Source organism: Enterococcus massiliensis, assembly GCF_001050095.1.
In the GTDB taxonomy this organism is placed as follows: Bacteria; Bacillota; Bacilli; order Lactobacillales; family Enterococcaceae; genus Enterococcus_C; species Enterococcus_C songbeiensis.
Map to the genome: position 1 here is coordinate 149,474 of NZ_CVRN01000007.1, position 12,138 is coordinate 161,611.

12 protein-coding genes are annotated in these 12,138 nt (G+C 38.0%); all 12 read right to left on the bottom strand.

The features are described from left to right. Positions 1 to 120: 120 nt before the first annotated feature. Positions 121 to 732 carry a YtpR family tRNA-binding protein gene (gene ytpR, locus BN1875_RS07965; protein ID WP_048604326.1) on the bottom strand — a complete coding sequence of 204 codons (612 nt, stop codon included), beginning with the start codon at positions 730 to 732 and terminating at the stop codon, positions 121 to 123. 124 nt (positions 733 to 856) lie between these two features. Further along, positions 857 to 1,312 carry a universal stress protein gene (locus BN1875_RS07970; RefSeq protein WP_048604327.1) on the bottom strand — a complete coding sequence of 152 codons (456 nt, stop codon included), beginning with the start codon at positions 1,310 to 1,312 and terminating at the stop codon, positions 857 to 859. A gap of 45 nt (positions 1,313 to 1,357) precedes the next feature. After that, positions 1,358 to 1,675, bottom strand: coding sequence for a thioredoxin family protein (locus tag BN1875_RS07975; RefSeq protein ID WP_048604328.1), 318 nt, complete (start codon positions 1,673 to 1,675; stop codon positions 1,358 to 1,360). 62 nt (positions 1,676 to 1,737) lie between these two features. Beyond that, entirely contained in the window at positions 1,738 to 2,457 is a 720-nt protein-coding gene (locus BN1875_RS07980) for a VOC family protein (protein ID WP_069959639.1), read from the bottom strand. A gap of 148 nt (positions 2,458 to 2,605) precedes the next feature. Then, positions 2,606 to 3,364, bottom strand: a complete 759-nt coding sequence (locus tag BN1875_RS07985) for an ABC transporter permease (RefSeq protein WP_048604329.1) — start codon at positions 3,362 to 3,364, stop codon at positions 2,606 to 2,608. Next, a complete protein-coding gene (locus tag BN1875_RS07990; protein ID WP_048604330.1) occupies positions 3,361 to 4,284 on the bottom strand; it encodes an ABC transporter ATP-binding protein in 924 nt (307 codons plus the stop codon). The genes BN1875_RS07985 and BN1875_RS07990 overlap by 4 nt, the downstream gene beginning before the upstream one ends. After that, the gene (locus BN1875_RS07995) at positions 4,281 to 4,493 is read right to left on the bottom strand and encodes a PLD nuclease N-terminal domain-containing protein (RefSeq protein WP_048604331.1); all 213 of its coding nucleotides are present in this window, start codon (positions 4,491 to 4,493) and stop codon (positions 4,281 to 4,283) included. The genes BN1875_RS07990 and BN1875_RS07995 overlap by 4 nt, the downstream gene beginning before the upstream one ends. Then, on the bottom strand, positions 4,480 to 5,613 hold the full coding sequence (locus tag BN1875_RS08000) for a helix-turn-helix domain-containing protein (protein WP_048604332.1): 1,134 nt from the start codon (positions 5,611 to 5,613) through the stop codon (positions 4,480 to 4,482). Before BN1875_RS08000 ends, BN1875_RS07995 begins: the two co-directional genes overlap by 14 nt. 167 nt (positions 5,614 to 5,780) lie before the next feature. Next, a complete protein-coding gene (locus BN1875_RS08005) occupies positions 5,781 to 6,470 on the bottom strand; it encodes a Crp/Fnr family transcriptional regulator (protein ID WP_048604333.1) in 690 nt (229 codons plus the stop codon). A 226-nt stretch (positions 6,471 to 6,696) separates the two neighbouring features. Then, positions 6,697 to 7,062 (bottom strand): YccF domain-containing protein, encoded by a 366-nt coding sequence (locus tag BN1875_RS08010; RefSeq protein ID WP_048604334.1) that lies wholly within the window; start codon positions 7,060 to 7,062, stop codon positions 6,697 to 6,699. A gap of 102 nt (positions 7,063 to 7,164) precedes the next feature. Next, entirely contained in the window at positions 7,165 to 7,539 is a 375-nt protein-coding gene (locus BN1875_RS08015; RefSeq protein WP_048604335.1) for a YxeA family protein, read from the bottom strand. A 1,439-nt stretch (positions 7,540 to 8,978) separates the two neighbouring features. Beyond that, positions 8,979 to 12,128 carry a type I restriction endonuclease subunit R gene (locus tag BN1875_RS08020; protein WP_048604336.1) on the bottom strand — a complete coding sequence of 1,050 codons (3,150 nt, stop codon included), beginning with the start codon at positions 12,126 to 12,128 and terminating at the stop codon, positions 8,979 to 8,981. Between the last annotated feature and the right edge of the window lie 10 nt (positions 12,129 to 12,138).

The following is a 12,138-nucleotide window of genomic DNA, read 5'->3' on the forward strand; positions in this document are numbered from 1 at the left end:
GGTTTAAAAAAAGAAAAACAAAAGAACTGTTTGCCACAAAATTAGCAAACAGCTCTCTAAAAATTTTATTATATTTCCGTGTCCACTTGACGGGGAGCCAACCATAGCCCACAACTTTTTTTATTTGTTTACTGGAAAAACTTCACCTACAACAGCATCTTCTGGTAATTCTAAGATGCCTTTTTTTTCTGGCGCATTGGGTAAGTGCAATTCCCGTGCGGAACAGATCATTCCGTAGCTTTCAACTCCCCGTAACATACCGGGCCAAATCAATAACCCGTCTGGCATCATTGCACCTGGCTTGGCAACTACAACTTTCAACCCCGCTTTGATATTTGGCGCACCGCAAACAATTTGTAAGGTTTTTCCGCCATCAATTTGAGTTTCTGTAATTGACAAATGGTCACTGTCTGGATGTTTTTCACAGGTTTTCACATAACCTACAACAAATTTTGGTTCTGAATCATAAATTAAGGTTTCAGCAAAACCTGCTTCATTAATCAATTCATTCAAGCGGGTCACTTGTTCTTCTGTTAATTCGACTTGTCCCTTGCCGTCGATTGTTAAATGATTGGAAATATGAAAGAAATTCCAGCCGATGATTGTCCCATCAGTGGTTTGGATGCGGGCAACATTCAGTTTACGAGTCACTGTTTGCTCCAAGCCATGATCGTTTTCAGTGATCACCAACAAAGTATCTCCCACATGTTCTTTATTGTATGCAAAAATCACGTGTTGTTCCTCCTAAAATTTTCTCTGCTTATCATAACAAACTTTTCACTACTCGTCATGAAAATTTCCAGCAGCTTCTTAGAAAGGCATGAGTAAATTCAAATTCTTATTAATGAAGTCTTTTTTATTCTTTTTCGTTTGTTATCACCAGCACATCGCAGGGCGCTTCACGAATGACGTGGCTTGCTACACTACCTGTCATAAATCGTTCAACTGCGTTCAGTCCAGATTGCCCCACCATGACTAAATCGATTTGATATTTTTCCGGCAGCTGCTTTGCCATTGCTTCTTTTGCGGATCCATAAGCAATAATACCTTCGATATTTTTGAAATGAACGGATGCACCGTATGCCTTGTATTCTTCGATCATTTCTTTTGCTGCTTCTGTTTCTTGATCGATAATATTTTGATTGAGAGAACTATAACCCATCATCGTATAAAGCTGTTGATCGATAACGTTTGCAACATATACCTTGCCCTCGTTTCGGCGAGCCACCTCGATCGCTTTCCGAAATGCCTCTTTTGCCTGTTCCGAGCCGTCGATCCCCACTAAAATATTCTTATACGCTTGTGTTTCCATTTCAATTCCCTCCTCATTCTGATAAACATTTTTCAAGAAATACGGTTATGCTTGAAGACTGTTCAAAAAAGTTTCGATTTCTGCTTTTGTCTTACGATCTTTATTTACTAAACGACCAACTTCTTTGCCATCTTTAATCACGACAAAACTTGGAATGCCAAAGATATTCCATTCTGCCGCTACATCGATGAATTGATCCCGATCGACTTCAATAAATTGCCATTCCGGAAAATCTTGTTCGATTTCCGGCATATAAGGTTTAATAAAATTACAATCTCCACACCAGCCGGCGGTAAAGAAAAAGACGTTTTGCCCTTTTTCTACATATCCTGCTAGTTCTTCTAAATTTTTTGGAATAATCATTTATCTGCCTACTTTCTTTACTTTCTAGTTAAATTATACACCTTTCCTTTGGTCCGATAAACTCATTGCTCTTCTGCATTTTTTAGCAATTTTTGGTAGTACTGATAACTGTCACTTGCTTCATCAAATGTAGAAAGTATTGCTGCCTGCTCTGTCGCCTTTTGCAGGTAAGCATGAGATTCTTGAAAATTTTCCTCTAACGCGTACATGTCCGCCAGCAAAACGTAGGCTTGAAAAATCACCCAGTCATTCTCTTCAGCCAGATTGCTTCTTTCTAATCCTCGTGTCATCATCTTGATTGCTTCTTGCGGACTTTCGTGAGAATAAGCCAAGGTATTGCTTTCTCTGTATAGTTTTTCCAGTCGCGTCATTCCATCAGCTGTCTTTTTCTCATAACTCTGGGCAAAAATAAAATAATTGCCATTAGGATCTGTCAGAGTAAAACGACGATCCGAATTAAGATCTCGTGGTAAACTCATTTTTGGAAGACCCGAACGGCTTAACTTTTTCCCCGTATTTTCTTTGAAATTCGCCTGCAGCGCATCGTGCAAAGCATCCACATTTTCCACCATCACTAATAATATATTCGTTGGTGTAGGAACGGGTAATTTTTTATAAGCAAATAAATGAAAGACCAATTCATGGTACCGTAAGACTGCATACCCGCCAGATCGTTTTTCTTCATACTGATTCTTAAAGCCGAGATTTCTAAAAAATTGGACTGTAGCTTTAAAATCTTTTGCGGGAAAGACAGGGAGCGTTGCCGAAATTTGAAAAGTCATCCGTTTTCTCCTTTTGTGTTAAAATTTTTTTAAACTGATTACGCATAAATTAGCAATGTTAAAAGTTTATTGTACCATATTGGCAAGAATTGAGCAGAAAGTCGCCACAAAAAAACGCGGCTTGCTTTGCAGCAAACAGCGTTTCTTTTCATAATTTTTTGCGATTAAAAACTAGAATAGACAGGCTTAAAAGCACGCCGGCAAACAAAACACTAAGTATCATGCTACCACGAAAATCGCTAAGTGTGTCCCCCTTAAGCCACGCCATATTCTCACTGATCAAAGAAATTGGATTGTAGGCTTTGAAGCGGTCAAAAAGCTGTAAGAGATACAGCAAAGCGGTAACGATAATCGTAAACAACAAGCCTTCATAGCTGGATTTTGCAAGGGTCGAACCGAATAAAATCACCGCAACAAAAAAACAACCAAAAAGCAACAACGGGAAGAAACCTGCGAAAATATGCGGGCTTTGATTATCTGGAAAATAGTAGTGGGTATATCCGGCTGTAACGCTAAAACATAACAAAAGGGCACCAATCCATTGCACAAGCATCACCAGATATTTGCTAAGAATGATTTGCCAGCGATCCAATCCCTTCGTCACCAAATTCACCAAACTACCACTGGCAACCTCTCGACTGACACTGCCGCTGAAAAGAACCGCCACCAAATAAATACCCATCTGTGTAATATTTTTATAAAATTGTGTCCATGAATCCAACGAGGTAGGCTCGGGGATCGTAACCAGCGTTGAGCCAAAGGCGGATTTCATGATTTCAGGCGTGAGCTTTGCCAGCAAAGGATTCATCAAGCCGAATATCAGAAAAATAATAACAAGCAACAGAACTCGTTTAGTACGCCAGCTTTCCAATAATTCTTTTTTCGTAAAGAAATAACACTTTTTCATTTGATGACCTCCAAAAAGATTTGTTCCAATGAAGGTTCAACCTTTCGCAACATTTCTGGAGTAATTTTCTTTTCCATAAATCCACGAAATAGATGAGGCAATAATTCCTCGTAAGAGCCTTCGTAACGGACAACAACTGCTTCCTCTTTTTGAGAAAAAGATTGAATCAGGTGCTGCTGCTGTAAAGTTTGCAAAAGCTCAATCAGTTTATCCTGCTGTTTTTCTACAAGAATTTCGATTTGCCGATGCGCATGAAGTTCCTTGAGTGTAGCTAAAGGGGAACTGACCGCTAATTTTCCTTGATGCAAAATACCGACATAATCACAGATTCGTTCGACATCACTTAAAATATGGGTAGAAAAAAGGATCGTCACTTTGCCTCTTAAGGAAGCCAACAATGCAAGAAATTCTTGGCGCCCACTGGGATCTAGTGCCGAAGTCGGCTCATCACAAATCAATAGCCGCGGCTCATTCAATAGGGCTTGCGCGATACCCAGCCGCTGCTTCATACCACGGGAATAGCTGCGAATAAACTTTTTTTCCGCAGCCAGTCCGACCAATTCCAGCATTTCTTCCATTTTAGTAGCAAGTTTTTGTTTTGGTATTCCTGTGATTTCACCACATAACTGCAAATATTCCCGTCCCCGCATATACCCATAAAATTCCGGAACATCCGGTAAATAACCAGTATAATGATTTGTTTTTGTATGCCCAAAAATCACCGGTTCCTTATTGATGGTGATTTCACCAGTTGTTACTTCTTCTAAGCCTAAAATCAATTTCATGGTCGTTGTTTTTCCCGCACCATTTTCTCCGACAAATCCGAAAATACTGCCTTCTGGAACGGCCAAATTCAAACCATCTAACACCGTTTTACCGCCAAATTTTTTCTCGACATTTTTGATTTCCAGCAGATTCATTCATTTTCTCCTTTTCCAAAAACAAAATAGACGACTGGTCCAATGATTTGTAGAAAAACTACAATCAAAATCCACATGGTTTTGTTCCCAAAACGATAGGTTGGATGCTTCAACACATGAAGCAAAGCTGTGACCATCAACCCTACTTCTAAAAGGATGACAGGAATCAACAATGGTAAATTTTCTAAAAAAAGTTTACTTCCGTTCATTTTTTCTTTCCTCCTTCACTTCTTCGATTCGTTGAAAAATTTCACGCATTTTTTCTTCTTCCCTATAAGGCAGCAATAATGGATTCGTTAAAATAAAGGCAATCACCGACTCCACGACCGTATTGGCTTCCCGTGGCGTTTGTCCAGCCAATGCCTGTGTGTTTAGCCACTCTTGAATGCGATCAAAATAATCATTCGGCATAAATTGTAATACTGGATTTATTTCTAGCAGCTGACAGACTTTTTCCAAAATCGCAAACAACGCCGCTTTGTCCCCAATTTGCGCATACCCTACTGCCCCCGACAAATAAAAATTCAGTAACGCCGCCGGATTTATTTTTTCGGCTTGAAAAAGAGTAATCAGTCCTGCTCCTCGCTGGTAGGTTTCGGTAAAACGAATTGGCTCCTTTACTAATAAAGGCAGATAATTCGTCAAGCCACTCAACAAAACAAAAAGATTCTGAAAAATACCGTTTTGGGTTGTCGCCAACGCTTGATCTGTCGCTCCTTTTAATTGAAAAGCACCGGCAATCAAGCTGTCTGACGGCAAATACGGCGGAACATACTCTCCCAAAATCGCCAGCACATCGTCTGGACGATTCAAAATCAACAGACAATAGGCCTGCATTTTCATTGCTTCATCCATCACCGCAACCTCTTTACTATTACTGCGAACCCGAATAAATAAATCTAAGGCTTTCGGAATATAGCGCTGCTGTTTTTCTAATGGATTTTCTCCAGGAAGCAGATCATAGTGATTCAGCAATAAATTGCCCATCTGCAAAAGAAACGGGTAACAGGAATAATACCGATGAATGAAGCTTTCGATTGACTGCAATACTTCTTCTGCTGATTTGGTTTGAAAAGATTTCTGTAAAGAAAGATAAATCCGTTGAATCTCCTGTTGATTCAATTCCGGTTCATAATCCAATAAAGAATCGATGGACACATCAAAATACGCAGCCAACAGCGGTAGTAACGTGATGTCCGGATACGTTTGCCCAGTTTCCCATTTTGAAACGGCCGCCTTAGATACCCCGACAAAATCTGCTAATTCCTGTTGTGTTACCTTTTTTTCTTTTCGCTTTTCTGTAATCACCGCACCTAAACTAATCTTCATTTCCCTCACCTCACATAAATTTTACGTTGTTTTCTACGGTAGTACAATGGAGCAGTTGTTAACTTTTAGTATTTTTTATCAACTAATGGGATACAAGAAACTGTTTAGTCAAAAAAACGCATAGAAACTCTCTTGAAGGGTTTCCATGCGTAGGATGAATTTTTTAATTAGTGCAAAGAAAGCTTTTCTCCTTGGGCAATTCTTTCCAGACCAGTAACTTCAATAACCTGAATTTTACCTCTAGATAATGCTAAAACACCTATTTTCTGAAAATCCCGTAAAATACGAGTTACTACCTCCCGTGCAGAACCAAGTTCAAGAGCAATCCGCTCGTGAGTTGTCTGAACGAAATTCTTTTTGTTATTATGCAGCAAATACTTGGCGATTCGTTGCGGCATAGAATCAAAAACTACTTCACTCACAGTTGTCATGAGCTCAAAGATTTTTTTCGAAAAAATCTGACTTACATATTTTTGCCATGCTTCGTCTGCCAGTAATTTCTTAAATATTTCTCGAGGCAACGAAAAGATCAGACTTCCTTCTTCAATCTCGGAAAATACCGGAAAATCCTTTTGATACATACTGCAGGCCGCACTAAAAAAACAAAATTCCCCCGGTTCAATATGAAACAAAGTAAACTCTTTGCCATCATTAGAAATCTTATACTTCCGGATATTTCCTCGAATCAAAAACGGAACGACTTGACAGGAATCTTCTTGGTAAATAACTTTCCCGCCTTTAGGAACATTGATGCAAAGAGCATTTTCCCAAACAAGTGTCAAGAACGCTTCATTGATTTCTTTTAATACTGGCAGTTTCTCACTAACTTCCTTTTGACGCACTTTCATGTCCTCCATAATGCCTCCCCCGTCTTTTTAATTTTTCAAAAAAAAAACTATTCTTGGTTTAAGAATAGCTAATTTTAAAAAAACTATCGGTGATAAAATCACATTTGTATTTTAATTGTTGCTAGACCATTTTTTACAAAAAAACACAGCCAAAACTAGCTTGACTGTGTACAATTTTTTCCCATTTCTACTATTTTGCAACGTACTTTTCATGGTCCGGACTAAATTTTCACCCTTATTCAGAAACAATCCTTGCACCAAATGGCATTAACGCCAAGCGAGCCATTTTTAATGACTGACTTGCAAAGGGAATCCCGATAATTGTGATTGCCAATAAAATTGCACTCGCCACATGAGCCAAAGCTAATGGAATGCCGGATACCAACAACCAAATGATATTTAAAATAAAGGAAACGCCATTTCCTTCATAAACAACTGTTTTACCAAAAGGCGCCAAGGACATCGAAGCCAATTTAAAACATTGCTTTCCTATGGGAATCCCAATAATCGTGATCGACCATAAACATCCAGCCAAAAACCAGCTGATTGCGCCTCCCAAGCCACCAAAAATCAACCAAATAATATTTCCCAAACAACTCATTTCGTGAACCTCTTTTCTTTTGATTATGCTAAAGATACCATATCTTTAAATGAAAGACATCCTTCTTTTGACCGAGTGAAAGGAAATCTCTAATCCCATTTTTTACTTGATTTTTTCTAATGCTTTTTGAGGAACCTCTTTTTCTGGTATCTCTTCATAAGTCTCCACGTGAGCACCTTTATTGATCAATTTTAAATACCGGTCCTTCTTCAATACTTGGAGCCCATTAAATTCCAACGTTCTCGTTGTGCCATCAGAAGCCGCAGCTGTTTGTTTATAAGCTGCGGTCCCATATCCATTGACCGATTCAGGATCCTGCGTTTTAACATACACTTCGCTCTCCGGTACAAGCGGATTTAATTGATCTAAAAGAGCAGCCATCTCTCCTGATGAATTTTTGGTGTAGAACAAACTTCCTCCGCATAGAAGCAAAAGAAAAATCCCGACTGATACGATTACTTTTACGATTGTTTTCATCTCTCTCTCCTTTCGAATATATAACTATATTAACAAATATGCTTCTTAACTAATCAGGCTTAAGACCTAAACTGCGGTAACAATATTGAAAGGTTTTTGTAAGGAGAAAGTGAGTTTCTGCGGGGGTTTTTAAGTTATGTAAAAAAGCTGGAGATACCTGTGAAACAGTATTTTCAGCTTAGATATAATATTATGTTAGCCTACTGACCCTTACAATGACTCTTTTGGGAATCAGAGGAAAGGAATAGGCTTTGTAGAAATATTTGATTTAACAAATTACTATAGACTGACGGTATATATCGGTAGATACTATCATCGGGAACGTAGCCAATACCGTAGCCAAAATAGCAGGTAGAGAAGTTATTTGGGGAATCAAGTTATTCTGTTTCAGTCATAAAGTTAAGTTCATTAAAGATAATTGACGATAGTTGGTATTTCAACGATTGTTGAATAAAGCCAATCTCTTTATTGATGATAATTCATCTTGATTGGTTTTCTAATCGTATTCAAAAACGTATTCAAGTTGCGTGGCGTGTTTTTGATAGCAAAACTAAATAAACTACCAAAATAAAATATATTACCGACCAATCCTTCCATATAGATTTTTAAATTACACACTAGTTTAAACTAAAACAAACAAGGAAAAACTTACCATTTAATCAAAAAATTAGCTCATATGAATATATTAGAATGTAAATTAGACTGGTCAAAATCTGGTCAAAAAAGAGGACGAATACAGGTAGTCCTCTTTTTTGTTATTTTGATATTCTAAATCATTTTTTATTGGATTATTCCCTTGTTCGATATAGACTCAAATCACTATATCACTAGATATCAAACGGCGTCATACGGAGTCAAAAACATCAAATTTGACCTGTTAAATGGTCATTGAATAACATTTAAAATCAATAAAACGGAGTCAGACACGGAGTCAAAAACGCTGAGAGTAAAAAAATATATACAGCCCTATAGGTAAAGTACCGCAGGGCTGTATATTTTTTATTTCAGATTACCTGAAATGATTCCATTTAATTTTTATCTCATTTTTTCCTACTAGTTAGTATCAAATACTCCCCTATTTTCTCAATAAACTATTTTGGGTTACATGGTATCTGAAACAGCTAAAACCTTGTCATTACAGCAAAAAATCACTTTATCTCCGTTTCATTTCAGATACATTTCACTTAAGCGGATTCCAAAAAAACAAAAGAAAAAGGAACCCCTAGTTAGCCTATGCTTTTTATAGATTCCTCTCGAAACACGGTCATATAACAACGGGGTGGGGTAAATGAATGAAAAAGGTGGAGGAAACATTATTCAATAGCTGTCTTAAATACTTCGTTATAAAATATGAACAAATAAAAGACAACTATCCCTATTTTCTACACTTCCACTTTACTACCATCTTTGAATCGTACAATTTTCTTAACTCTTCTCGTTTACCTCAATTCATTTTCAAGGGGAATCAACTCATCATCTAACATTTTACGCCATGCTCGCTTCATTTCTTGTGTGTATTTAAATGGCTTCGCTTCTGGATGTTTGGCTTTATATCCTTCGTAATCCTTACTGTAGATAATTGCTTTCATATTAGGAATTGGATCTTCACCTGGTAGATATTGCAGATTAGAAGCATGTAATTCTTTCTCAGAAACAAACCACTCATTGGAAAAGGCATGAATCAAATCATCACTTGCTTGTGTAAAATAGCGACGTTTAATGACAAAGATATCTTCATTACTATCTAAAGTCCCCACATCAAATGCATTTAGAATTTGTCGGTAAACTTCTTTGACTCCTTCTGTTTTATTCAATTTAGCCAAAGCTTTTTCAATTTCTTCTCGTGCATCTGAACTATTTGCAGCATAAGTTCCTAGTAATTGATCAATATAAGTAGAATCAATATCATACAACTTAGTGGTATTTTCACTATAAAATTCGATCGTTGAAAAATCTTCTCCCTCTTTTTCTGGTTCTTCCTCTATTAAGGAACCCTTCACGGTCTCGTACACGCCAATTTGTTCTTCCAAAAGTTGAATTTGATTGTTCAAAGTTGGAGATTTCACCATGTCATCATTGTAATCGTCATAAGTCACTAACGATTCATACGCACGATTCAATTCTTGAAATGCTTTGATATATTCGATACGAGTTTCAAGAGGAGTATGTTCATCAATGGATTCCATGGATGAAACCTCTTTTAACTTACCATATGCTTGTTTGAATCTTTTTTTGGATTCCTGATAACTTGGATAAATCAAACCCGATTCTTCTTTTGCTTCTGAATACAGTTTTGTCGCATCCTCGACATTCTTCTCCATTGTGGCTGGCTTACGAAACGTCACAATCAATCCTTTTGTCTTATCAGGATACGTACGATTCGTACGTGAAAAAGCTTGGATCAATCCTGCATACTCTAGATTACGATCCACAAATAGCGTTTGAATCGTAGGGGCATCAAAACCTGTCAACAGACGATCCACTACGATCACTAAATCAATTTGTTTCCCAAATTGTTTGAATTCCGCTCTTTTTCGTGCCAAACGATTATTGATGTCTCCGTTATAACGCTCAATGTCTGCTAATGACCAGGCAGTATCATAATACTGATTATATTCCTCAATAATTTTTTGCATTTCTTCTTGTTGGGCACTTGAATCTCGGCTATTTTCTTCTAATGAATAGGTAATAGCGATTCGTGGGAAATCAGGATCCTCCATCGTTCGTCCTTCACGAATGGGCTGATTGGGAAACTCTTTTGTTAACCAATCGGGCTCTTTCGTCATTTCTTTGATCGCTCGATAATACTTTTTGGCCATGTCAATGGAACTCGTGGTTAAGATCGCAGACTTCGTTGGACGGCCATTTCGAAAATCAAATTTTGTATAGGCATTGTCTGGACGGAACATTTTATGAATGACTTTTTGGATATGTTCATCTGCTTCAAAAACAGTAGGGTCCAAATAACTTTCTTTTTTGACAGGCTCCATTTGATCAATCATACGATTGATCTGTTCCGGTGAATACTCTGCATATGTTTCTACTTCTTTTAATTTCCGATAGATTTTATTCTCTAGTGAAGTCGGCTCCACGGTGTTTTCATGCTCTACTTGAAATCCTAAAACAGAGCCATCTTCTAGCGCATTCTTGATGGTATAGGTGTGCAAGACTTCCCCATACTGATCATGGGTCGTACGTGCCAATTGCCCTTTGGCTTGTTTCCGATTCTCAGGGAAAATCGGTGTACCTGTAAAGCCAAACCAAGTGGATTTCGGAAACATTTTTTTGATTTCTTCCATATTTTCAGCACTTAACGCTCGATGACACTCATCTACTACAAACACGATATGTTGCCCCATTAATTTTTGGAAGCGATTGGTTCCTTTTTTCTCTTCTTGTTTCTTTGCATATTTCAATGCGGCATCCAGCTTTTGACGGGTTGTAATGATCACAACATTCGCATTGGCATCCGCCAACAGGGTTTCACTTAATTCTTTGGCACTTCCCGTTCCAACAATCAAGCTATTTGCTTTGGCATTCCCAGAAGAAATCCCCGTATTAAATTCCGAAGCAAATTTCGTAAACTCTGTGGTGGTCTGATTATCTAAATCTTTGCGGTCCACTAACATGATCGTTCGATCGATCCCCGATTTTCGTGCTAAAAGCTTAGTAGATACAAAACTAGTCAACGTCTTTCCTGAACCAGTCGCATGCCACACATACCCTGATTGATGTTTATTTGCGGCAATAAACAAGGCTTGAATCGCATGCACTTGATAAGGATGTAACACCATGAGGGTTTTATTGTCTTGATCTTCACTGACAATCGTATAATCCGCAATCAAGCGATGGGCATCCGGGATATTTAGCACTTGTTTGCAAAACTCATATAAGTTTTCTACCTTTTTATTATCTTTCGTTCGCCAACTAAATAAAAACTTAGGATGTAAATCCTTCGGTAAGGCATTTGCAAAATACCGAGTCGTTTGTTCATTAGAAACCACAAACAACTGTAAGGTCGAAAAGATATTGTTCCGAAACATGCCTTCTTCTGCATATTTTTTGATTTGGTTAAAGGCCTGATGAAAACCATCTTTTGCGGTTACTTGTTTCAACTCGATTTGAACAATCGGTAATCCATTGATCAATAAGGTGACGTCAAAACGTCGATCCCGTGCTTCTATGTTACTTCCACGTTTTGCAATTTGATGGACCACTTCATAAGTAGAGATTCCTCCACCAATGTCTTGATTGGAATAAAGGATAAGTGAGACAGAACCTAATTGCGAATCTTCCCGTTCAATCGTGATCCGAGCCATCCCATTTTCACCTTTTAACCATTTCGCAGCATCAAATGGGGTTTTCGTCCGTAGCAATAATTCGGTTTTGATCGTTTCAAACTCTTTATCGGTCAAAGGAGAATCATTCAGTTCCGCTTGATTGTTTGAGATGATTTTTTGACGTAAATTAACCCAAAGATCTTCTTCTGATTTTAGATCCGGACGATACGTCCACTGATTATGTCCTTCCCCGAGGACACGAATCAACTGTTCTTCGACTTCCGCTTCCTCACGGTGACTAATTTTCATTCTTCTTCCC